Source organism: Stenotrophomonas sp. NRRL B-14846 (assembly GCF_050473585.1).
Taxonomy (GTDB): Bacteria; Pseudomonadota; Gammaproteobacteria; order Xanthomonadales; family Xanthomonadaceae; genus Stenotrophomonas.
In genome coordinates this window covers 3842501-3864523 of sequence record NZ_JBFLUN010000022.1, presented here as the reverse complement: position 1 = coordinate 3864523, position 22023 = coordinate 3842501, and the positions used below count along the sequence as shown (strand labels likewise).

The window sequence follows — 22023 nt, the reverse complement described above, 5'->3', positions numbered from 1 at the left end:
CCTTCGCCGGGGGCGAAGGATCTGACCCCTGCGCGGTGTCTGTGGACGCACAGGGTATCGCGCTACGGCTGCGTCGCCGTACTCATCGCCAGCCCCGGCGCCAATGCCTTGGCCTCCGGGAACAGCGCGAAGCGCAGGCCGATCAGGCCCATCAGCGCTTCGTCGCGCGCCTTGCACGCGGCCACGCTGCCGACTCGGCCCAGCGAGGTATCCAGCCGCTCGCGCAGCGCTTCGGCGGCCACAATCGGTTTGCGCGCGGCAATCTGCCGCCGGTAGTGCGCGGCGATCTCCTCCAGGATGTGCTCGACCGCTTCGCGGCTGCGCTCGGGCAGTTCCAGCCGGGCGCGGCGCAGCTGCAGGATGTTCAGGCCGATGCGCGCTTCGTTGAGCATGTCCACCGAGGCGATGTCGCTGCCCTCCGGCGTCGCCGCCAAGCGCGGGGCAAGCAGGCCCAGCAGGTCGAGCATGCGCGCGGCGAAGCGCTGGCGGTCCTGCTGGCCACGGCCTTCGGCGGCTTCGGCCAGCGTGGTCCAGCCCTGCCGCACCAGCCGGCGCGCGGTCCACTCGGCACCCACCGAACGGAACAGGCGGGTCATCACCACCGCAAAGCCAATGCCGATGAACATCGCGATCGACGAGTTGAGAAAGGTCTGGATGTTGGCGCTGTAGGTGTTCTGCAGGCTCAGCAGCGCGGCCAGGTTCACCGTCAGCGGCAGCGCGAACAGCGCGCTCTTGGGGTGGTGCAGCATCAAGCCAAGCGGCAGGAAAACCACTGCCAGCACCAGTGCCAGCAGGCCGAAGTCGTGCACCGCGGGGAACACACCGAACAGGTACACACCGGCCACCACCGAGGCGACCATCGCCCACACCAGGAACGACACCATGCTCGGTGCCGGGTCGTCCTGCGCGGCGAAGAACGCGGCGGTTACCGCGGCCATCATCGCGCCGTTGCCACCACCTTCCCAACCCAGCGCGATCCACAGCACGCAATAGCTCATCAGCGCCACGCCGGCACTGAGCGCGGAAAACAGCGCCATGCCGTAGTCGACGTGCTTGTCAGCGGCCACGCGCTCGGTGCGGATGCGATAGTGCGCGCGGTCCAGCGGCGCGGTGCCGTGGTCGATCGCGTGCTGCAGGGTGCGGCAGTCCTGCCACAGGTCCACCAGTTCCTCCAGGCGCAGCAGCAGGCTGGCCAGCTGCAGGTGCTGCAGGTCGCGGTCCACCTGTGGCTTCAGTGCGCTGATGCGCGCGCGCAGGCGGGCGTACTCGCTGGCGTTGGTCGGGCCATCCAGCCAATCGTGGATGTCATCGACCAGTGCCGGCAGGCCCTCCGGCAGGGGCTGGCCATCGCTGCGCAGCGCGCTCAGGCGGTCGGCAATCGACGACAGCACCGGCAACAGCAGCAGCATGCGCTCGCGCAGGCGCTCCATCGACACCGCCGAACCGGCGTGGCGTGGATCGTCGCGGCGCAGGAATTCGATCAGCGCCTCGAACTGCACCAGGTCGGCGGCCAGCCGGTTGCGCGGCGCATGCGCGCGGCCACGTTCAAGAATCTGCCGGCACCACTGTGCGGCGTCCTCCATCCAGTTGCCGATGCGCGCGCGCAGCATCGGGCGTACCGAGGCCGGGAACAGCAGCGACGCGAACAGCACCGCCACCACCGTGCCGAGGATGATCTCCTCGCTGCGTGCCACCACCGTGTCGAAGATGGTTTCCGGCGAGGTCACCGCCGGGAAGCCGATGAAGGCGGTGGTGTAGCCGGCCAGCAGGAACGCGTAGCCGCGCGGCCCGCGGTTGAGCAGGGCCATGAACAGGCAGCCGGCCAGCCAGATCGACATTGCCGCGCTCAGCACCAGCGGCGTTTCCACCAGCGCCGGCAGCACCAGCAGGGTGGCCAGGCTGGCCACCAGGGTGCCGACGATGCGGTACACGCCCTTGGCCCGGGTTGGGCCCAGCAGCGGCTGGCTGACGATGTACACCGTGCCCATCGCCCAGTACGGGCGCGACAGGTTGCCGGCCATGGCGATGTACAGCGCGGCCACCGCGGCCAGGTAGGTCTTGATCGAGAACAGCCAGGCCTGGCGGTCGGTCAGCGCGTTCATGGCTTACTTCGCTGCGGTCGAGGCGTTGGGCGCGGCGACGCTGGCCTGCCAGCCACCACCCAGCACCAGGAACAGGTGGATCTGGTCGCGCGAGACCTGCGCTTCGGCGGCGGCCAGGGTGGCGTCGCTGGTAGCCAGGCTGCGGTCGGCATCCAGGCTGGACAGGTACGGCGTGCGGCCTCCCTGGTACAGCCGGCGGTTCTGCTCGGCGGCCAGTGCGGCCTGCTCCTGCGCAGTGCGCAGCGACTGCAGCCGGCGCAGGTCCTGCGCGTAGCGATCCAGTGCGGTCTGGGTCTCGCGCAGCGCCTGCAGCACGGTGTGGTCGAACTCGGCCAGCGCCGCATCGGCACCCGCCTCGGCGGCGTGGATGCGTGCGTGGGTGCCGGACGACGGCAACGTCCACGAGATCAGTGGGCCGATCGACCACTGCTGGGTCATCGGCGTGCCGAAGTCCTCCAGCAGGCCGGCGGCACCGAGCGAGGCCCCCAGGCGGATGTCCGGGTACAGCTCGGCGGTGGCCACGCCAATCCGTGCCGTGGCGGAGGCCAGCTTGCGCTCGGCCTGGCGCACGTCCGGGCGGCGCTGCAGCAGTGCGCGGCCATCACCGACCGGCAGCGGCTGCGCCAGGCTGGGCGCATGTGCACAGTCGATCACGCCGGCCGGCAGCTGGCCCGGGGTCTGCCCGAGCAGCGCGGCCAGCGAATAGGCGGCCGCCGAACGCTGCGCGCGCAGCGGCGGCAATGCAGCTTCCAGCAGCGCCACCTGGGCATTGGCGCGGGCCAGCTCCGGCGGCGTGCCGCGACCGGCATCGATCAGGCGCTGGGTGACCGAACGGCTGCGCTGCTGCAGCTGCAGCGAATGCTCGGCCACGTGCAGCTCGTGGTTGGCGTGGCAGATCTCCAGGTAGCTGTCGGCCACCTGCGCGACCACGCTGACCTGGGCCAGGTCACGTGCTGCGGCAACCGACTGTTCGTCGGCTCGCGCCGCTTCGGCGCCGCGCTTGAGCTTGCCGAACAGGTCGAACTGGTAGCTGACCGCGAACTTGCCATCGGCCAGGTTGATCACCGGCAGCTCGTGTTCCTGCAGGAACGATTCGGCCGACAGCTGCGCGCGGCTGGCCCCGGCCTCGGCCTCGTACTCGAAGCCACCGGCGTCCAGCGCCTGCTCGTACACCGCCGCGGCACGGCGCAGGTGCGCATCAGCGGCCTTCAGTTCCACGTTGTCACGCAGCGCTTGGGTGATCAGCCCGTCCAGCACCGGGTCGTTGTACAGCGACCACCAGCGGTCGGGCAGCGCCTGGTTGGCGGCCACCTGCGGGTTCTGGGTATCGATGAAGGCTGCATTGGCCTCCGGGCGCTTGAACGCCGAGCCTTCCGGCAGCGCGTAATCCGGGCCAACGGTCCTGCAGGCGGCCAGGCTGGCCAGCGCGACAATCAGGCCGAGACGGGGCAGGGCGGCGTTCACAGGCCCGCCTGTGTCGGCGCGGCGCCGGCCTTGTCGTTGTGCGGGTGGCGGCCGGTGTCCACGGTCACCGTGGCGGTGCGGCCGGCGATCAGTTCCACGCCCTTGGGTACTTCGTCGATGGCGATGCGCACCGGGATGCGCTGCGCCAGCCGCACCCAGTCGAAGGCAGGGGTCACGTTCGGCAGCAGGGTGCTGCCATTGCTGCGGTAGCGGTCCTCGATGCCGGCGGCGATGCTCTCGACATGGCCGCGCAGCGGCGCCGATTCACCCATCAGGCGGATGTCCACGCGCTGCCCCGGCGCCACGCCGCGCAGGCGGGTTTCCTCGAAATAGCCATCGATGCGGAACGAGCCGGTATCCAGCAGCGCCAGCACCGGCTTGCCGGCCACCACGTAGTCGCCCACGCGCATGGTGCGGTCGTTGACCCGGCCATCGGCCGGTGCGCGCACCTCGGTGCGGCCCAGGTTGAGCTCGGCCAGGTCGACCGCGGCCTGTGCGGTGGCCAGCGCAGCCTGTGCGGCCTGCAGCTTGGCGCGGCGCACTTCGGCGTCCTCGGCGGCGACCAGGTCCTGCAGGCTGTGGTCACGGCCGATCTCGCGGCGCAGCTGTGCCACCGAGGCCTGGCGCTCGGCCAGGCTGGCCTTGGCCTGCTCCAGTGCGATGCGGTAACGGGCGCGGTCGACCACGAACAGCAGGTCGCCCTTCTTCACCGCCTGGTTGTCGGCCACGCTCACCGTTTCCACCAGCCCGGACACGTCCGGCGCCACCTGCACCACGTCGGCGCCGACATGGGCATCGCGGGTCCACGGCTCGTCCATGTAATAGACCCACAGCTGGCGCAGCACCAGCAGGGCGACGATCACGGCTGCGCTGGTGAGCAGCACCGGCAGGGTCTTCTTCACGATCTTGTTCACGATTGCATCCAACGCAGGAGGTGGAACAGCAGGCCAAGCACGATCCCGTACAGGGCCAGGTTGAACAGCGCCGGGTGCCATACATGGCGATAGGCGCCGGCACGCTGCAGCAGCGCGTGCAGGCCGCTGTTGACCAGATAGGCCAACAACATCAACCCGAGCAGGGTCGGGACGAACACTCCGTGGAGACTGAATTCACCGGGCATCGGTAGGGGCGGGGGCGAGGTGGGGGAGGGGGAGGAACAACGAAACAACAGCAACGGGCAAAAGCCGCTGGCGTGTGCACGGCAGCGGCGGTATTCGGGGGCAGCGCTCTTACGTGATGCGGTCGGCGGCCTCGGCCAGCAGGCGCCATGCCTTCAGCACGGCGTGCAGTTCATCCATGGAAAGCTCGCCGAACACGTCCTGGCGCAGGCCGATCAACTGGTCTTCCAGCTCGCTGACCAGCGCGTGTCCCGCATCGGTCAGCCATAGCAGGTTGGCGCGGCGGTCGCTGGCGTCGCTCTCGCGGCGGACCAGGTCGCTGGCGCACAGCTTGTCCAGCAGGCGCACCAGGGAAGGACCTTCCATGCCCAGCTGCTGGGCCAGCGCCACCTGGCGGATGCCACCGCCGGAGCGGCCGATCATCAGCAGGGGCATGGTGCAGGCGGTGGAGATGCCGTAGCTGCCGAGCCGGCTGTCGGCCAGGCGCTGCCACTGCCGCCCTGCGTACAGCAGGCCGGAGCTGAGCTGCATCTGCAGCACGGTGCGCTCGTCGAGGGGTCGGTCCATAAGAGATAGATAGGATACTACTAATTTCATTCCTATCAATGGTTTTTGCTGAATGGGCGGGGTGTAGTGAGGAAAGCGTTGCGCCTGCTGGCTATCGGCTGGGGTGGCGGAGGGCCGGACGGGGCAGGGCACGCTGCAAGTACGTCCATGTAAGCTCGATCGGCGCATCCATGCGCCTCACGGCGCTGCCCCGTCCGGCCCTCCGCCACCCCGCCACATCCCGCGAGCGCGGTGGGTTGGCTCTTAGAAGCAAGAGCAGAAGCAGTGCGGACCAACGGTCCGCACCCACCACAGCAGTCGCGCAGTCGCGCGCGGTGCTTCCGAAGCCATGAACCCCCGCTTTTGACCCCGCTTTCGGGCGGTCCGACCGCGCCCGCAGGAAACCGTCAGGGAGGGGGACAGGGGACTGCGCAGGACCGTTGGCGCCATGGATGGCGCCATCGAGCCCCCAGGGACGGGTTTACGGCGTGTCCTGCGCAGTCCCCTGTCCCCCTCCAAGCCGATGGCAACGACGCGCCAACAACGACCCCCGATGAACCGTCCCAACAGGACGACCCACCCCCCGGTCGGGTACGATGCTCGCCCCCCGTTCGGGACGCTGTACGCAATGAGCAAGAACAATGAAAAGGCCGCCCCGCAGGGCGACGTGACCCAGGACCAGGCCGAGGATGCCGTGCGCACCCTGCTGCGCTGGGCCGGTGAGGACCCGTCCCGTGAAGGCCTGCTGGATACCCCCCGCCGTGTCGCCGAAGCCTATGGCGACTGGTTCAGCGGCTACCGCGACGACCCGCGCGCCTACATGGAGCGGACCTTCGAGGAAGTGGCCGGCTATGACGAACTGATCGTCCTGCGTGACATCGAGTACGAAAGCCACTGCGAACACCACATGGCGCCGATCATCGGCCGCGTGCACGTCGGCTACCTGCCGGCCGGCAAGGTGGTGGGCATCAGCAAGCTGGCCCGTGTCGTCGAAGCCTACGCCCGCCGTTTCCAGGTGCAGGAGAAGATGACCGCGCAGATCGCCCAGTGCATCCAGGATGTGCTGCAGCCGATCGGTGTCGGCGTGGTCGTCGAAGGCGCCCACGAATGCATGACCACCCGCGGCATCCACAAGCGCGGCGTCAGCATGGTCACCTCGAAGATGCTGGGCAGCTTCCGCGACGACGCGCGTACCCGCGCCGAGTTCCTGCGCTTCATCGAAGTGGGCGGCAAGCGCTGAGCCGCTTGCCTGCACCCCGCCGGCCGCGTGTGGCCGGCATGCCCACGGCTGCCCGCGCGGCAGCCGTGCGTGGCGGCTCGTCCCTGTCAGCCCAACAGACCCCTTTCGCTGCATGAAGCATCGCGAACGCATCTCCCGTTACCGCCATCTGCGCGAACAGCCCCAGTGGAAGCTGCTCGCCGCCGACCACGCTCCGGAAATCATCGGCCTGCTGCAGGGGCTGCTGATGGACGGCGAGCGCACGCTGTCCTCGTCGGTGCTCAACGAGCGCCTGCAACGTGCGCTGGACCAGCTCAACGGCGATGAACTGTCGCGCGACCTGCCGCGTACCGCGCAGGCCTACATCGCGCACTGGCTGGCCCAGGGCTGGCTGGAACGCCGCCTGCCCGAAGGTGCCGACCAGGAGCAGTACGAACTGTCGACCGCGGCGCTGCAGGCGATCCGCTTCGCCGATGGCCTCGAGCAGGCCCGCGTGGCCGCCACTGAAAGCCGCCTGGCGCTGGTCATCGAACAGCTCTCGCAGCTGGCCGCGCAGACCGAATCCGATCCGGACGCGCGCCTGTCGGCGCTGCGCGACGAGCGCGACCGCATCGACGCCGAGATCGCCCGCGTTGGTGCCGGCCGTGTGATCGCACTGGACGGCAAGCGCGCGCTGGAACGTGCGCGCCAGATCATCGGCCTGGCCGACGAGCTGACCGAGGACTTCCGCCGCGTGCGCGACGACTTCGAGCAGCTCAACCGCGATTTCCGCGAGCGCATCATCGACGACGAGGGCGAGCGCGGCGATGTGCTGTCGCAGCTGTTCGAAGGCGTGGACGTGATCGGCGAGAGCGATGCCGGCCGCAGCTTCCAGGCGTTCTGGCGACTGCTCAACGACGCCGAACAGAGCGCCCAGCTCGATGCTGCGCTGGAAGCGGTGCTGGCGCGTGGCTTCGCCCGCCGCCTGGACCGCAACGAACGCAACTTCCTGCGCGGCTTCACCAGCACCATGCTCGAGCGCGGTGGCCAGGTGCACGACGTGCTGCAGAACTTCGCGCGCAGCCTGCGCGGCTTCGTGCAGAGCCGTGGCTACCTGGAACAGCGCCGCCTCAACCAGCTGCTGAAGCAGGCGCAGTCCGAAGCGCTGGCGCTGCGCGACGAGTTCCCTGCGCAGCGTGGCATCGGCCGCGACCTGCAGCTGACCACCAGCCGCCTGCGTTCGTGGTCGCAGTGGAAGCTGCATGATCCACGCAGTGCCCAGGTCGATGGCAACGTCGAGTACAACGACGCGGCCGCGATCAGCCTGGAGAGCGTGGGCGACCTGGTTGCTTCGTCCGAAATCGACTTCCGCACCCTGCGTCGCGACCTGCACGACCTGCTCGATGCACAGCCGCGGCTCAGCATCGCCCAGGCCCTGTCGCAGCGCGAGGCGCCGCAGGGTCTTGGCAGCGTCATCGGCTACCTGTCGCTGGGCACGCGCTTCGGCAACGTGGTTGCCGGCGAGCAGGAGCTTGCCGAATGGCGTGGTGGCGACGGCCAGGTCCGTCGCGCCCGCATCCCGCTGGTTTGGTTCACCCAGGAGAGACGCCATGAGCTGGCATGAAGACCCCATCGAAGCACCGCTGGCCGACGTGGCGGAAGACGCCTACGAGGCCGAGCCGGTGGCGACCGTGGCGCAGCCCCGCCGTGGCAACGACGTGTACTACCTCGGCGATACCGGGCGCCTGCCGCTGGATGCGCGCCGCGCGCTATGCCAGCTGCTGATCGGCCCCAGCATCGACCAGCTGCGCCACGCCAAGCTGTGGCCGGCGCTGATCCGCAGCGAGGCGGCCATCCGTTCGTCACTGGCGGACCTGTTCCTGGAACTGGTGCTCGACCGCGACAGCGGCGTGGCCTTCACCCGCCAGGCCGACACGGAAGACGTTGATGCGCCGGTGCTGCTGCGTACCTCGCCGCTGACCTTCATCGATTCGGTGCTGCTGCTGTACCTGCGCCAGCAGCTGGCCGAGGCCGATGCGCGCGGCAACCGTGCGGTGGTCGCCGACGCCGAGATGGCCGAAGCGCTGGCCATCTACGAGAAGAACCTGTCCACCGACCGCGCCGGCTTCAACCGCCGCGTCGCTTCGGCGGTGCAGAAGATGAAGGACAACCACATCCTGACCCGCCTCAGCGGCCAGGAAGACCGCCACGAAGTCTCGCCGGCGCTGAAGCTGCTGTTCTCCGCCGAAGACGTGTCCCAGCTTTCGGCGGTCTACCGCCAGCTGCGCGAAACCCCGGCCGCCGAGGCCTGAGAGACCCGACCATCGCATGGCTATCTCCAAGCACACTCCCGCCCTGTTCAACGAAGGCCTGCCGGACCCGCGCCTGCAGCAGTTCCGCATGCGCCGCCTGCAGGTGCACAACTGGGGCACCTTCAACGGCCTGACCGAAGTACCGATCGCCGAGCGCGGCTTCCTGTTCGTCGGCCGTTCCGGCTCGGGCAAGTCGACCCTGCTCGATGCCATGTCCGCGCTGCTGACGCCGCCGGCCATCGTCGACTTCAATGCCGCCGCGCGTGAAGCCGAGCGCAGTGGCCGCGACCGCAACCTGGTGTCCTATGTGCGTGGCGCGTGGGCCGACCAGCAGGACAGCGGCACCGGCGAAATCGCCACCCAGTACCTGCGCAAGGGCGCGACCTGGACCGCACTGGTGCTGGAGTACCGCGCCGGCGATGGCCGCGTGGTCAGCCTGGTGCGCCTGTTGTGGATCTCCGGCAACGGCACCTCGGCCGGCGACGTGCGCAAGCACTACATGATCGCCGAGCGCCCGTTCGACATCGCCAAGGACCTCGGCGGCTTCGATCTGGACCTGCGCAAGCTCAAGCAGAAGCTGTCCGACCTGCACCACTTCGACACCTTCTCCGGCTACGCCGAGCGCTTCCGCGACCTGCTCGGCATCGACAACGAAATGGCACTGCGCCTGCTGCACAAGACGCAGTCGGCGAAGAACCTGGGCGACCTCAACGTCTTCCTGCGCGACTTCATGCTCGACACGCCGAAGACCTTCGACGCCGCCGAGCGCCTGGTCAGCGACTTCGCCGAACTCGATGGCGCGCACCAGGCCGTGGTCACCGCCCGTCGCCAGGTGGAAACCCTGCTGCCGGCACGTGCCTACTACAACGACCTGAAGGAAATGCACCGCCAGCGTGGCGACGACGAAGCACTTAAGCTCGGCGTCGACAGCTTCCGCGAAAGCCGCCGCCAGGCGCTGATCGAAGCGCGCCTGCGCGAGATGGACGTGCGTGACCGTGGCCTGCTCGGCGAAGAAGCCCAGCGCCGTGCCGCACTCGACAACCACACCGAGCGCCTGGCCGAACTGGAACTGCAGCGCCGCCAGCAGGGCGGTGAACGCATCGAGGAACTGGAACGCGAGCAGGGCCGCGCCGAAGCCGAGCGCGACCGGCGCAAGGCCAAGCGTGACCAGGCCCAGGAAGCGGCACAGCAGCTGCAGGCCGAACTGCCCGACGATGCCCATGGTTTCGCCGAGCTGGTCGAGCGTGCGCAGAACGAACTGCAGGACCGCCAGCGTGCCTCGGCGGCACTGGACGACGCGATCAGCGATCGCCTCGGCGGCAAGCGCGATGACGAGCGCCGCTTCGGTGAAGTGCGCAGCGAACTTGAAGCGATGCAGCGCACCCCCTCCAACATCCCGGCGCCGATGCAGAAGCTGCGCGCACGCCTGGCCGAGGAAACCGGCATCGCCGAAGCGGCGCTGCCGTTCGTCGGCGAGCTGATCCAGGTCCGCTCGGAAGAGCAGGGCTGGCAGGGCGCCATCGAGCGTGTACTGGGCGGCTTCGCGCTGTCGCTGCTGGTCGATGACAAGCACTACAACGACGTCGCCGAGTGGGTGAATCGCACTCACCTGGGCATGCGCTTCACCTACTACCGTGTGCGCCGCAACGATGATGCATTCGCGCGCGAGCCGTCGGCGAAGTCGCTGCTGCACAAGCTGGAACTGCGCGAGCATGTGTTCGAAAGCTGGCTGCGGCGCGAGCTCGGCAAGCGCTTCGACTACGAGTGCGTGGATGCCAAGCAGCTGCGCAACGTCGACCGCGGCATCACCCGCGAAGGCCAGGTCAAACATCCGGGCGACCGCTTCGAGAAGGACGATCGCAGTGCGGTGGGCGACCGCCGTCGCTGGATCCTCGGCTTCAACAACCACGACAAGGTGGGCGCCTTCGAGCGCGAAGCACAGGAACTGGCCAAGCGCATCGCCAGCTGCGAGACCGACATCGCGCGCCTGCGCGGGCAGCGTGACCGTGACAACGAGCGCCGCCTGGCCTGCCACGAGCTGGTCAGCATCAGCTGGAACGAGATCGACATCGCTGCCCCGCAGCAGCGCCTGAGCGACATCGAGGCCACCCTGCGCGACCTGCGCGAAGGCAATGCCGACCTCGCCAAGCTGGCCAAGCAGATCGACGCCGTGCGCGCGGATATCGAACAATCCCGCCGCACCTATGAAGACGTCCGCGTCGAGCGTGGCCAGCTGGTCAAGGAACGTGATCGCCTCGACCGCGCCCGCCAGCAGAGCCGTGCACTGGTGCTGCCGAGCCTGGCCCAGGAGCAGGAAGCCGGGCTGGCCGAGCGCCTGCAGGAGCAGGGCCCGCTCAGCCTGGAAACGCTCGAAGCGCACATGCGCCAGGTCAGCAACGCGCTGAACGAGCAGCTGTCGTCCTCGCAGCAGGACCTCAACCGCATCGAGAACCAGCTGATCGGCTGCTTCCGTCGCTTCATCCAGCAGTGGCCGGAGGAATCGGGCGACTTCACCGTATCGGTGGCCTCGGCCGAAGACTTCCTCGCCCGCCTCGAACGCCTGGAGCGCGACGGCCTGCCGCAGCACGAAGAGCGCTTCTTCGACCTGCTGCAGAACCAGAGCAAGAACAACCTGCTGGCCCTGCAGCGCCACAGTGCAGAGGCCCGCAAGTCGATCGGCCAGCGCCTGGACGAAGTGAACGCCAGCCTGGAGCAGGTGCCGTTCAACCGTGGCACGCTGCTGACCATCGAACTGAGCGACCGCCGCCTGCCGGAAGTCGGCGAGTTCCACCTGCAGCTGCGCGAGGTGCTGTCGCAGCAGCAGACCGAGCAGCGCGAGCTGGCCGAATCGCAGTTCACCGTGCTGCGCCAGCTGGTCAACCGCCTGGGTTCGCAGGAAGGCGAGGACAAGCGTTGGCGCGAGCTGGTGCTGGACGTGCGCATGCACGTGGAGTTCATCGGCGTCGAGCTGGATGCGGAAACGCGCCAGCAGGTCGAGATCTACCGCAGCGGTGCCGGCAAGTCCGGTGGCCAGCGCCAGAAACTGGCCACCACCTGCCTGGCTGCGGCACTGCGCTACCAGCTCGGCGGCGCCGACAGCCAGCTGCCCAGCTACGCCGCGGTCGTGCTCGACGAAGCCTTCGACAAGGCCGACAACGAGTTCACCGCACTGGCGATGAACATCTTCGACAACTTCGGCTTCCAGATGGTGGTCGCCACCCCACTGAAGTCGGTGATGACGCTGGAACCGTTCATCGGTGGCGCCTGCTTCGTCGAAATCAGCGGCCGCCACGACTCCGGCGTGCTGCTGATCGAGTACGACGAAGAAGGCAAGCGCCTGAAGCTGCCCGAGCGCAGCCGCCAGCAGGCCAGCGAACCGGAAGAAGCGGAGGCCTGAGCCGGCCGGTTGAATGGGAATGCCGGCCAGCGGCCGGCACTACCCATGGGCGGGGTTCATGACCCGGTAGTGCCGGCCGCTGGCCGGCAACCGCGTTCACGCTCCGCGGAACGTGTCCCACGCCATCCGCGCGATCAGCACCACCACCAGCCCCACGAACAGCTTGCGGATGAACGGCGTACCGCCCTTCAGTGCCAACCGCGTGCCCACCACCGAACCGATGATGTTGGCCGCCGCCATCGGCAGCGCGAACAGCCACAGGATGTTGCCGGTCGGTACGAAGAACGAGATCGCTGCAACATTCGTCGCCAGGTTCACCACCTTCGACGCGGCCGACGCACGCAGGAAATCCAGGCCGAAGAAGCGCACGAACAGGAAGATCAGGAAGCTGCCGGTGCCCGGCCCGAAGAAGCCGTCGTAGAAGCCGATTGCCGCACCGATCGCCAGCGCGATCGCCAGTTCGCGGCGGCCGATCTCCTGCGGCCGGTGCAGCGCGCCGAAGTCCTTTTTCCACAGCGTGTAGGCCAGCATCGCGATCAGCAGCACCAGTACCAGCGGGCGCACTGCATCCTTGGGCAGCAGGCTCACCGCGGTGGCCCCGGCGAAGGAGAAGATGAAGGCCGTGCCAGCCGCGAACAGCACCGGCTTCCACGGGAAGCGCACATTGCGTGCATAGCGCCAGGCCGCTGCACCCGTGCCGAACATCGAGCTGAACTTGTTGGTACCGAACAGCATCGCCGGCGTCTGCTGCGGCAGCACCGTGAACAGGCCGGGCAGCTGCACCAGGCCACCGCCACCGACGGCGGCATCCACAAGGCCGGCGATGAAGGCGATCACCACCAGCCACCACAACTCAGGGGGAACCAGTTCCAGCACGGCGATCAATCAAGGTGGGGGCGCGACAGCATACGCCTGTCCTGCTTCAGCTGGCCCGTGCCGCGCGTGGATCAATACGTGCAACCCGGCGACAATGCCGGCATGAGCCGAAAACCTGCCGATCCCTGTCCCTGTCCCTGTGGCCTGCCTGCCGACTATGCCGCCTGCTGCGGCCGTTTCCACGCAGGTGAAGCCGCACCCGATGCCGAGCATCTGATGCGTTCGCGCTACAGCGCGTATGTGCGTGGCCTGGCCGACTACCTGCGCCAGACCTGGCACCCGGACACGCGCCCGGCCGAGCTGTCACTGGATGAAGCACCCGGCCAGCGCACGCATTGGCTGGGCCTGACCGTGCACGAGCATACCGTCACCGGTGCCGACAGCGCCGACGTCCGCTTCACCGCGCGCTACCGCATCGGCGGCGGCAGCGCAGTGAAGATGACCGAGCACAGCCGCTTCCAACGCATCGACGGTCGCTGGTACTACCTCGACGCGGTCTGAGCCCTACGCGCTGCGCGCAGCCAGCACGCGCTGGCCGCCGTGCGCGCGCACCTGGTTGCGGCCCCCGTCCTTGGCCACATACAGGGCCTGGTCGGCGGCCTTGACCACCGCCATCGGCCGCGGATCCACGCGGCTGTCGGCCAGCCCGATGCTCACCGTCACCTGCACCACCTGGCCGCTGCCACCGCGTCCGCGCTGCTGGCGGCCGGCTTCGTCGTCACGGTTGCGGGTACTGCGGTCGCGCAGCTGCATGCGGGTGTCCTCGATGCTCTGCCGCAATGCTTCCACGGCATCGACACAGGCCGCCGCCGGGCGGTCCAGGAACACCACCGCGAACTCCTCGCCGCCATAGCGGAACGCACGGCCACCGTCGCCCACCCGCGCCAGCCGCGACGCCACCAGGCGCAGCACATCGTCGCCGGTGTCGTGGCCATGGGTGTCGTTGAATGACTTGAAGTGGTCCACGTCCACCATCGCGATGCTGTAGGTGCCGCGCGCCCGCTGCAGGGTCTCGTTGAATGCACGTCGCCCCGGCAGGCCGGTCAACTCATCGCGGAAGGCCATGTGGAAGGACTCCTGCAGCATCGCGCCCAGCATCAGCAGCAGGGCGGCACTGCTCAGCGCTGGCAGCAGCACCGGCTGCAGGAAGATCCGCGGCAGCATCCACCACAGGCACAGCAGGGCCAGCAGCATCGCCGTGTGCAGTGGCCGCGGATGCTGCCACGCCTGCCAGCCCAATGCTGCGGTCGCCAGCAGGAACAGCAGCGCCGGCAGCTGCGCCAACGCGTTCCAGTCGGCGGGAATCCAGGCCCAGTGACGGTTCGACAGCAGATCGTGCATGCCCTGCGGCTGCTGTGCCGCCAGCAGCAGGAAGATCACCAGCGCTGCGCCGCACACCACGCTGCGCAGCAGCAGGTCCTGGCGTCGGTGTCCGCGTTCCGGCCACAGCGCCAGTCCCGCGAACAGCAGCGGCACCCACGCCGAGATCGCGTGGAAGCGCAGCGGGGTCAGGGCCTCGACATGGCCGCTGCGCAGGTAGCCTCCGACGTCCCGGTGCAGCAGCGCGAACGCCACTGCCACCACCAGCAGCAGGCACAGCGTGCGCATCTGGTGGTAAAGCAGCGCCAGGCCCGCGCCGAGGCAGGCCAGCAGCCAGGGCAGGATGCGCTGGCCCGGGCTGGCCACATCCTCGGTGCCCAGCGCCATCCACAGCACCAGGACGACCAGCACGGCGGGCAGCACGAACAGGTAATGCGCAGGCTGGCGGAGCGGATGCAGGGGCACGCAGTAAGTCCAGTGCGGTGACGATGCGGCCGCAACATTGCCGTTAGCGGCGTCCCCACGCGCTTCTTGAATGCGCGCGCCCGCTGTCATGTGAACGTGGTGGTGCGGTGCCATGACGTCGCACTCACCGTCCTGCGCCGATGCTGCCCGCATGGACAGCGCACCCGCCGCCGTCGCTGCCCCGCAGCGCGATCTCGCCCGCCGCTTTGCACAGGTGCGGGCGCGCAGCCTGCAGCTGGCTGCGCCGCTCAGTGCCGAGGACGCCATGCTGCAGAGCATGGCCGACGCCAGTCCCAGCAAATGGCACCTGGCGCATACCACCTGGTTCTTCGAACGCTTCGTGCTGGCCGGCTTCGCCACCACGCAGGCGCGTGACCCGGCCTGGGACTACCTGTTCAACAGTTACTACAAGAGCATCGGCCCGGCGCATGCGCGGCCGCAGCGCGGGCTGCTGTCGCGGCCCTCGTTGCAGCAGGTGCGCGATTACCGGCAACAGGTCGACCTGCAGGTGCAGTCACGGCTGGCGGCGGGTGACCTTGATGAGCAGGCGATGCATCACCTGCAGCTGGGATTGCAGCATGAGCAACAGCACCAGGAACTGTTGCTGACCGACATCAAGCATGCGTTCTGGTGCAATCCTCTGCAGCCACCGTATCGCGAAGACCTGCGACCCGTCGCCAGCACCGCGACGCCGCAGGGCTGGATCGAATCGCCCGAACGCATCGTCACCGTCGGTGCCGCGGCATGGCCCCGGCACGCCGCCTTCGCCTATGACAACGAATCGCCGCCGCACCGTGTGCTGCTGCCCGCGCATGCGCTGGCCGAACGCCCCGTCAGCAATGCCGAGTACCGCACCTTCATCGAGGCGGGGGGGTACCGCGAACCGCGCTGGTGGCTCAGCGAAGGCTGGGCGCTGCGTGAAGCCGAAGGCTGGCAGCACCCCCTGTACTGGGATGATGCCCTGCAACGCGAGTACACCCTGGGGGGTTGGCGCGAGCTGGATCCGCATGCGCCGGTCTGCCACCTCAGCTACTACGAGGCCGATGCCTGCGCCCGCTGGGCCGGTGCGCGCCTGCCCAGCGAGTTCGAGTGGGAAGCGGCCGCCGCATCGCAGCCCCTGCGCGGCCACTTTGCCGATGATGATCACCTGCACCCGCAGGCCGGGCAGGGCAGTGGACTGCGGCAGCTGTTCGGTGATGTCTGGGAATGGACCGCCAGCGCCTATGGCGCCTACCCGGGCTTCCGCCCCTTTGACGGCAACCTCGGCGAATACAACGGCAAGTTCATGTGTGGCCAGTGGGTGCTGCGCGGCGGCAGCTGTGCCACGCCCCGCGACCACGTGCGCGCCAGCTACCGCAATTTCTTCATGCCGCCGGCGCGCTGGCAGTTCTCCGGGCTGCGCCTGGCCAGGGACCTCACATGAGCACGGTGCATGACGCGCTGCAGGCGCTGACCGACCTGACCCCCAGCCGGCAGCAGATCCTGGCCGATGCGGTGGCCGGCCTGTCACGCGCATCGCGGCAGCTGCCCTCCAAGTACTTCTACGATGCCCGCGGCTCGCGTCTGTTCGAACAGATCACCCAGACCCGCGAGTACTACCCCACCCGCACCGAGCTGGCGCTGCTGGCCCGGGTGCTGCCCGATATCGCGCGCGTGGTCGGCCCGCGCCTGCACGTGGTGGAGCTGGGCAGCGGCAGTGGCCGCAAGACCGCGCTGCTGCTGGCCGCACTGCAGGATCCGGTGGCCTATACCCCGATCGAGATCTCGCGGGCGGCACTGCTGTCCAGCATCGACCATCTGGCACCCGCGCTGCCCGAGGTCGAGATGCTGCCGGTCTGCGCCGACTTCACCCGCGCCGTCGCCGTGCCGACGCCCGAGCGCGCGCCTGCCCGTCGCCTGCTGTTCTTCCCGGGTTCCACATTGGGCAATTTCGCCGACGAGGATGCCGTCGCACTGCTGCGGGCGATGCGCCAGACCATGGGCCGCGACGGCCTGGCCCTGGTCGGCATCGACCTGCACAAGGACCCGTCGCTGATCGAGGCGGCCTACAACGATGCGCAGGGTGTCACCGCAGCATTCACCCTCAACCTGCTGGCCCGCCTCAATCGCGAGATCGGCAGCGATTTCGATCTCGACGGATTCCGCCACCGCGCCCGTTACAGCACCGCGCGGCTGCGCATCGAAACCGACCTGGTCAGCCAGTGGGCGCAGGACGTCCACCTGGATGGCCGCACCTTCCACTTTGCTGCCGGTGAACCCATCCGTGTCGAGTACAGCCACAAGTACACCGATGACAGCTTCGACGCGCTGTTGCAGCAGGCGGGCCTGCAGGTCGCGCAGCGCTGGGATGCCGAAAGCCCCGCCTATGGCCTGCGCCTGCTGCGCGCTGCCTAGGGTGGGCGGCCAGCCGGTGCCCCTTCAGGTTCGGCCGCACCGCTGCCCCTAAGATGGCCGTGCAACGGCAACACGGAGGACGCCATGCCCATTCTGACCACGCTCGGCCTGGCGGCCGCCCTCGCGTCGACGCCGACGCTGCCTGCGGCCCCCGCCGCCACTATCGATCCGGCATTCAGCCGCTGCCTGGCGGGCCTGCAGGCTACCGCCGCGACCCAGGGCATCAGCGCTGATCGATTCAACGGGATCACCGCCGGACTCACGCCGGACCCGAGCGTGCTCGGGCTGCTGGACGCACAACCGGAATTCACCACGCCGATCTGGGATTACCTGGCCGCGCTGGTCGACCGCCAGCGCGTCGATGATGGCCGCACCCTGCTGCAGCAACATCGCGATCTGCTCGATCGCGTCTCCGCGCAGTACGGCGTCGATCCGGCCACCATCGTCGCGGTCTGGGGGGTGGAGAGCGACTATGGCCGCGTCTTCGGCAAGCGCCCGCTGCTGCAGTCGCTGGCCACGCTGTCCTGTGCCGGCCGCCGCCAGGCCTTCTTCCGCGGCGAACTGCTGGCGCTCCTCAAGCTGATCGACCGCGGCGACCTGCAGGCCCAGGGTCTCACCGGTTCCTGGGCCGGCGCCTTCGGGCATACGCAGTTCATGCCCAGCACCTACGCACGTATCGCGGTCGATGGAGATGGCGATGGTCGTCGTGATCTGGTCGGCAGCATTCCCGACGCGCTGGCGTCCACCGCCAATTACCTCAAGCGGGCCGGTTGGCGCAGTGGCGAACCGTGGGGCATGGAAGTACGGGTTCCCGCCGGCTTCAACGCCAGCCAGGCGGGCCGCACCCAGCGTCGGGCCCTCGCCGATTGGCGCGCGCAGGGCGTGACTGCGCTGGATGGCAGCGTGCTGGCGCCGCCCAATCTGCCCGCCGACGCGCGTGCCGCTGTGCTGCTGCCGGCGGGCATCAAGGGCCCGGCATTGCTGGTGTTCCGCAACTACGACGCGATCTACAGCTACAACGCCGCCGAAAGCTATGCGCTGGCGATTGCCACGCTGGCCGACCAGCTGCGTGGCGGCACCGGCCTGGCCACCGCCTGGCCGACCGATGATCCCGGCATCGGCCGCGATGAACGCCGCCAGCTGCAGACCCTGCTGCTGGCCCGGGGCCACGACATCGGTAGCGCCGACGGCATGATCGGCACCGCCACCCGCCGCGCGATCCAGGCCGAGCAGCAGCGCCTGGGCTGGGCCAATGCAGATGGGCGCGCCGGCCAGCGCATCCTGCGCGCGTTGCAGCAGGAGGCAGCAGCAGGGGCGCCTGCCTCCCGCTAGACCTTGCCGATCGCAGGCTGGCCGCGACATCATCGCCGCGGTCTTCAAGGAGCGTCATCGCATGCAGTCGAACCCGGACGTCAGCACCGGCCTGTACCACGGGCTCGAGGCCTGGCAGGTACGCACCCCCAGCGCCACCGCGGTCATCAGCGTGTTCGGTGGACAGCTGCTGTCGTTCATTCCAGAGGGGCAGCCGGACCTGCTGTGGCTGTCGCCGAAACGTGCCGGGCTGCCCACGCCGATCCGGGGTGGCGTTCCAGTGTGCTGGCCGTGGTTCGGTCGCCAGGGCCAGCGTGATGACGTGCCGGCACACGGCCTGGTACGCACCGCGCGCTGGGAACTGCTGCAGGCCCGCCAGCGCGATGACGGTGAGCTGGAGCTGCAGCTGGCGCCCTTGTCGATTGCCGAATGTGGCCTGCGCCTGCAGATGCAGCTGCGCATCGGTCGCCAGTTGCACCAGCAGCTGACCACCGAGAACACCGGCACGTCCCCGGCGACCTTCACCCAGGCCCTGCACAGCTACTTCCGGGTAGGCGATGCCCATCGTGTCGAGGTCGATGGCCTCGATGGCCTGCACTATCTGGACAAGTACGAGGACGACGCGCAGCTGCACCAGCAGCAGGGGCCCTGGTCGCTGCGTGACCCGCGCGATCCGGGGCGAAGCGACCGCATCTATACCGGTGCCGGCGGCCACTACGTGCTGCGCGATCCCGTCCTGCAGCGGCGGATCGAGATCCGGAGCGAAGGCAGCCAGACACTGGTGGCGTGGAATCCGGGCGCGGCGGCGGCGGCGAAGATGGCCGATGTCGGCGACGGTTGGCACGACTACGTGTGCCTGGAAGTGGCCAATGCTGGGCCAGAGCAGATTACCCTTGCACCCGGCGCGCGCCACCAGCTGGTGCAGCTGCTGGTTAGTGAACCGCTGCAGGCCGTAGCGGGATGTTCAGAGTAACGATGGGATCGACAGGAATGGATGGCATGCAGGACGCACAGTGGTGGTACGCCAACAGCAAGCAGAGCGAAGGGCCGGTGGACCTGGCCGGGCTGCGCCGCCTGCAGCAGGACGGCACCGTAACCGCCCGTACGCTGATGTGGCGGGAAGGAATGGCATCGTGGCGGCCGTTGGCCGAGCTGGATCCTTCGGTGACGCCGATGGATCCGACCCCGCCGCCGGTTGAACCGGTGCAGGCCGTCGGCGGCGGTGACGCACCGACCGCTGATCCGTCCGACCCCTATCGTGCGCCGGCTGCTTCGCCGGTGGCAGCGGCCGCGCCGCAGCTGGAAGGCGACATCGCCTTGTACGCCGCCGTGGTCGGCGGCAACTTCCCGATCTATCGACAGCGCTGGCGGCTCGACCAGGGTGTTGCCGACGGCAACGGCACCTGGCACTGGCCGGCGTTCCTGATCGGCGTGATCTGGATGGTGTACCGCAGGATGTACCGGCTGGCGGCGATCTGGGCCGGCATGCTGGTGTTCTTCAGCATCGCCGAGGCGTTGCTGGGCGTTCCGGAAGGCGTGTCGATGGTCATCACATTTGTCATCAACATCACCGCCGCGGTGTATGCCAATCGCTGGTACCTGGCGCATTGCCAGCGTGAGATCGCCCGTGCCCGTGCGCTGGCCGGAGACGACGAGACACGCCTGCGCAGCGAGCTGGCCGAACGGGGGGATACCAATGCCGTTGCAGCGGCCATGGTCACCATCGTCATCATTGCGGTGATTTACGTGGGACAGGTGGCGGGAGGCTGAGGCCGGGGGCCGCTCCAGATTCGCCCGCAGCTGCCGCTATCGCAGGTTCATCACAGGCAAGGAGTCGCCGACATGGCTCATCTGGATACCCCGCCGGCGTCCCCGGCGGATGACAATCCCTATCTCGCGCCCGCCACAGAGGTGGACGACGCGCGCGCTTCGTCCGACGCGGACTACCTGAACCTCCTCGTGGGCCCCAACGCGGCGCTCTACCGCCAGCGCTGGCACCTGGACAGCCCGGTGCCAAAGCCGCCGCGGCCGTGGCACTGGCCCGCCTTCCTGGTGCCGACCTACTGGCTGCTGCACCGGAAGATGTACCTGGCGGCCATCCTGTTCGAACTGGCCCTGTTCGGCATCGCGCTGCTGACCGCCCGCGCCAGTCCGCTGCTCACGGTGGCGTTACTGGCGGTGCCACGGTTCGGCATCGCCGTGACCGCCAACAGCCTGTACCTGCGCTATTGCACGCGGCTGCTGGCCAAGGTGAAGGCTGCCCATGCAGGGCAGCACAACCGCATCCGCACAGAACTGCAGCGTCGTGGCGGCACCAGCGTGTGGGCGGTGGTGATCGGCATGGCAGCCGGCGCGGTGATCAACACTGTCGCCCGCATGGCGGCCTGATCATGCCGGCCTGATATGGTTGCTCAGGCCGTTGCCCGTGCCCGCAGCACCAGCAGGCACAGTGCACCGGCCACCAGCCCCCAGAACGCCGAGCCGATCCCGGCCAGGGATACGCCCGATGCGGTAACCAGGAAGGTGACCAGCGCCGCCTCGCGGTCGCGCTCCACCGCCAATGCACTGGCCAGGCTGTTGCCGATGGTGCCGAACAGCGCGATGCCGGCCACGCAGGCCACCAGTTCCCTGGGGAAGGCCGCGAACAGTGCCGCCACCGTGGCGCCGAACAGCCCCACGACAATGTAGAAGGCACCGGCCGCCATCGCTGCTGTATAGCGGCGCGCCGGATCCTCGTGCGCGTCGCGGCCCATGCAGATGGCGGCGGTGATCGCCGCCAGGTTCAGTGCGTACGCACCGAACGGCGCCAGCAGCGTATTGACCACGCCGATCCAGCCGATCAGCGGCGACACCGGGGCGTCGTAGCCGGACGCGCGCATCACCGCCACACCGGGAATGTTCTGCGAGGCCATGGTGACCACGAACAGGGGCAGGGCAATGCCGGCCACGGCTGTCCACGACAGCGAAGGTGTCACCCACTGTGGCACTGCCAGTTGCAGCTGTACCTGCTGGGCATGCAGCAGGCCGCGGCTGGCGGCGAGGGCGATGCCGACCAGCAGGGTGGCAATCACTGCATAGCGCGGGAACAGCCGCCGTCCGGCCAGCCAGGTGGCGAACATTGCCAGCGCGAGCACCAGCTGGGTGTTCATGGCCACGAACACATCCAGCCCGAAGCGCAGCAGCACACCGGCCAGCATGCCCGCGGCCAGCGCCATCGGCACTCGTTGCATCAGTCGGGCGAAGATGCCCGAGAAGCCCGCCAGCAGGCCCAGCACGGCAGCGAGCAGGAAGGCGCCGGTCGCTTCAGGGAGCGAGGCGCCACCAGCACCCACCACCAGCATCGCCGCGCCCGGGGTCGACCATGCCGTCACCACCGGCACGCGATAGCGCAGCGACAGGCCAATGCAGGTCACGCCCATGCCCAGTCCCAGTGCCCACATCCACGAGGCGATCTGCGCCTGGTCGGCACCGACGGCTTGTGCCGCCTGGAACACGATCACGGCCGAGCTGGCGAAGCCGA

At 68.7% G+C, this 22023-nt stretch carries 19 protein-coding genes (1 of these 19 running past the window's edge); 11 read left to right on the top strand and 8 right to left on the bottom strand.

The window, feature by feature from the left end:
- Window positions 1–62: 62 nt before the first annotated feature.
- The 5 genes from AB1281_RS19970 to AB1281_RS19950 all read right to left on the bottom strand — a co-directional run bounded on the left by AB1281_RS19970 (window position 63) and on the right by AB1281_RS19950 (window position 5251).
- On the bottom strand, window positions 63–2102 hold the full coding sequence (locus tag AB1281_RS19970; RefSeq protein WP_430346786.1) for an FUSC family protein: 2040 nt from the start codon (window positions 2100–2102) through the stop codon (window positions 63–65).
- Between the two features lie 3 nt (window positions 2103–2105).
- Window positions 2106–3566: an efflux transporter outer membrane subunit gene (locus tag AB1281_RS19965; protein ID WP_430346785.1), complete on the bottom strand. Its 1461-nt coding sequence runs from the start codon at window positions 3564–3566 to the stop codon at window positions 2106–2108.
- Entirely contained in the window at window positions 3563–4480 is a 918-nt protein-coding gene (locus AB1281_RS19960) for an efflux RND transporter periplasmic adaptor subunit (RefSeq protein ID WP_430346784.1), read from the bottom strand. Before AB1281_RS19960 ends, AB1281_RS19965 begins: the two co-directional genes overlap by 4 nt.
- On the bottom strand, window positions 4477–4686 hold the full coding sequence (locus AB1281_RS19955; RefSeq protein ID WP_010487502.1) for a DUF1656 domain-containing protein: 210 nt from the start codon (window positions 4684–4686) through the stop codon (window positions 4477–4479). The genes AB1281_RS19960 and AB1281_RS19955 overlap by 4 nt, the downstream gene beginning before the upstream one ends.
- Window positions 4687–4795: 109 nt before the next feature.
- Window positions 4796–5251, bottom strand: coding sequence for a MarR family winged helix-turn-helix transcriptional regulator (locus tag AB1281_RS19950; protein WP_012481667.1), 456 nt, complete (start codon window positions 5249–5251; stop codon window positions 4796–4798).
- Between the two features lie 607 nt (window positions 5252–5858).
- Here AB1281_RS19950 and folE point away from each other — a divergent pair.
- The 4 genes from folE (at window position 5859) to AB1281_RS19930 (ending at window position 12137) form a co-directional block, all read left to right on the top strand.
- On the top strand, window positions 5859–6470 hold the full coding sequence (gene folE / locus AB1281_RS19945) for a GTP cyclohydrolase I FolE (RefSeq protein ID WP_004141296.1): 612 nt from the start codon (window positions 5859–5861) through the stop codon (window positions 6468–6470).
- 112 nt (window positions 6471–6582) lie between these two features.
- The gene (locus AB1281_RS19940; RefSeq protein WP_075675801.1) at window positions 6583–8052 is read left to right on the top strand and encodes a DUF3375 domain-containing protein; all 1470 of its coding nucleotides are present in this window, start codon (window positions 6583–6585) and stop codon (window positions 8050–8052) included.
- Window positions 8039–8740 (top strand): DUF4194 domain-containing protein, encoded by a 702-nt coding sequence (locus tag AB1281_RS19935; protein WP_014039009.1) that lies wholly within the window; start codon window positions 8039–8041, stop codon window positions 8738–8740. Before AB1281_RS19940 ends, AB1281_RS19935 begins: the two co-directional genes overlap by 14 nt.
- Before the next feature lie 16 nt (window positions 8741–8756).
- Complete coding sequence (locus tag AB1281_RS19930) at window positions 8757–12137, top strand: ATP-binding protein (protein ID WP_430346783.1); 3381 nt, start codon at window positions 8757–8759, stop codon at window positions 12135–12137.
- 96 nt (window positions 12138–12233) lie between these two features.
- Here the strand turns inward: AB1281_RS19930 and AB1281_RS19925 are convergent, their stop codons facing one another.
- Window positions 12234–13013 (bottom strand): sulfite exporter TauE/SafE family protein, encoded by a 780-nt coding sequence (locus AB1281_RS19925; RefSeq protein WP_032960169.1) that lies wholly within the window; start codon window positions 13011–13013, stop codon window positions 12234–12236.
- Window positions 13014–13115: 102 nt separating this feature from the next.
- On the opposite strand from AB1281_RS19925, the gene AB1281_RS19920 reads away from it, so the two are divergent.
- Complete coding sequence (locus AB1281_RS19920) at window positions 13116–13514, top strand: YchJ family protein (protein WP_430346782.1); 399 nt, start codon at window positions 13116–13118, stop codon at window positions 13512–13514.
- A gap of 3 nt (window positions 13515–13517) precedes the next feature.
- Here the strand turns inward: AB1281_RS19920 and AB1281_RS19915 are convergent, their stop codons facing one another.
- Window positions 13518–14798, bottom strand: a complete 1281-nt coding sequence (locus AB1281_RS19915; protein WP_430346781.1) for a diguanylate cyclase — start codon at window positions 14796–14798, stop codon at window positions 13518–13520.
- A gap of 151 nt (window positions 14799–14949) precedes the next feature.
- Here AB1281_RS19915 and egtB point away from each other — a divergent pair, with 151 nt between their 5' ends.
- From egtB to AB1281_RS19885, 6 genes are all read left to right on the top strand, one after another.
- Window positions 14950–16221, top strand: a complete 1272-nt coding sequence (egtB, locus tag AB1281_RS19910; protein WP_075675805.1) for an ergothioneine biosynthesis protein EgtB — start codon at window positions 14950–14952, stop codon at window positions 16219–16221.
- Window positions 16218–17192 (top strand): L-histidine N(alpha)-methyltransferase, encoded by a 975-nt coding sequence (gene egtD / locus AB1281_RS19905; protein ID WP_430346780.1) that lies wholly within the window; start codon window positions 16218–16220, stop codon window positions 17190–17192. The genes egtB and egtD overlap by 4 nt, the downstream gene beginning before the upstream one ends.
- An 84-nt stretch (window positions 17193–17276) precedes the next feature.
- Window positions 17277–18524: a lytic murein transglycosylase gene (locus AB1281_RS19900; protein ID WP_430346779.1), complete on the top strand. Its 1248-nt coding sequence runs from the start codon at window positions 17277–17279 to the stop codon at window positions 18522–18524.
- A 61-nt stretch (window positions 18525–18585) separates the two neighbouring features.
- Window positions 18586–19476: a D-hexose-6-phosphate mutarotase gene (locus AB1281_RS19895; RefSeq protein ID WP_430346778.1), complete on the top strand. Its 891-nt coding sequence runs from the start codon at window positions 18586–18588 to the stop codon at window positions 19474–19476.
- A gap of 26 nt (window positions 19477–19502) precedes the next feature.
- On the top strand, window positions 19503–20273 hold the full coding sequence (locus AB1281_RS19890; RefSeq protein ID WP_430346777.1) for a GYF domain-containing protein: 771 nt from the start codon (window positions 19503–19505) through the stop codon (window positions 20271–20273).
- Window positions 20274–20345: 72 nt separating this feature from the next.
- Window positions 20346–20891, top strand: a complete 546-nt coding sequence (locus AB1281_RS19885; RefSeq protein WP_430346776.1) for a DUF2628 domain-containing protein — start codon at window positions 20346–20348, stop codon at window positions 20889–20891.
- 23 nt (window positions 20892–20914) lie between these two features.
- Here AB1281_RS19885 and AB1281_RS19880 read toward each other — a convergent pair whose 3' ends face one another.
- On the bottom strand, window positions 20915–22023 hold the 3' portion of the coding sequence (locus AB1281_RS19880; protein WP_430346775.1) for a benzoate/H(+) symporter BenE family transporter. The gene runs 79 nt beyond the window's last position; 1109 of the gene's 1188 nt are visible here — the last part of the coding sequence; its start codon lies beyond the right edge, outside the window — the gene reads right to left on this strand; it ends in the stop codon at window positions 20915–20917.

Excerpts from the sequence above, each read along its gene's own strand:
- AB1281_RS19970 (WP_430346786.1), bottom strand. The coding sequence starts at position 2,102 with ATGAACGCGCTGACCGACCGCCAGGCCTGGCTGTTCTCGATCAAGACC.
- AB1281_RS19955 (WP_010487502.1), bottom strand. The coding sequence starts at position 4,686 with ATGCCCGGTGAATTCAGTCTCCACGGAGTGTTCGTCCCGACCCTGCTC.
- AB1281_RS19950 (WP_012481667.1), bottom strand. The coding sequence starts at position 5,251 with ATGGACCGACCCCTCGACGAGCGCACCGTGCTGCAGATGCAGCTCAGC.
- folE (WP_004141296.1), top strand. The coding sequence starts at position 5,859 with ATGAGCAAGAACAATGAAAAGGCCGCCCCGCAGGGCGACGTGACCCAG.
- AB1281_RS19940 (WP_075675801.1), top strand. The coding sequence starts at position 6,583 with ATGAAGCATCGCGAACGCATCTCCCGTTACCGCCATCTGCGCGAACAG.
- AB1281_RS19935 (WP_014039009.1), top strand. The coding sequence starts at position 8,039 with ATGAGCTGGCATGAAGACCCCATCGAAGCACCGCTGGCCGACGTGGCG.
- AB1281_RS19930 (WP_430346783.1), top strand. The coding sequence starts at position 8,757 with ATGGCTATCTCCAAGCACACTCCCGCCCTGTTCAACGAAGGCCTGCCG.
- AB1281_RS19920 (WP_430346782.1), top strand. The coding sequence starts at position 13,116 with ATGAGCCGAAAACCTGCCGATCCCTGTCCCTGTCCCTGTGGCCTGCCT.
- egtB (WP_075675805.1), top strand. The coding sequence starts at position 14,950 with ATGGACAGCGCACCCGCCGCCGTCGCTGCCCCGCAGCGCGATCTCGCC.
- egtD (WP_430346780.1), top strand. The coding sequence starts at position 16,218 with ATGAGCACGGTGCATGACGCGCTGCAGGCGCTGACCGACCTGACCCCC.
- AB1281_RS19900 (WP_430346779.1), top strand. The coding sequence starts at position 17,277 with ATGCCCATTCTGACCACGCTCGGCCTGGCGGCCGCCCTCGCGTCGACG.
- AB1281_RS19895 (WP_430346778.1), top strand. The coding sequence starts at position 18,586 with ATGCAGTCGAACCCGGACGTCAGCACCGGCCTGTACCACGGGCTCGAG.
- AB1281_RS19890 (WP_430346777.1), top strand. The coding sequence starts at position 19,503 with ATGCAGGACGCACAGTGGTGGTACGCCAACAGCAAGCAGAGCGAAGGG.
- AB1281_RS19885 (WP_430346776.1), top strand. The coding sequence starts at position 20,346 with ATGGCTCATCTGGATACCCCGCCGGCGTCCCCGGCGGATGACAATCCC.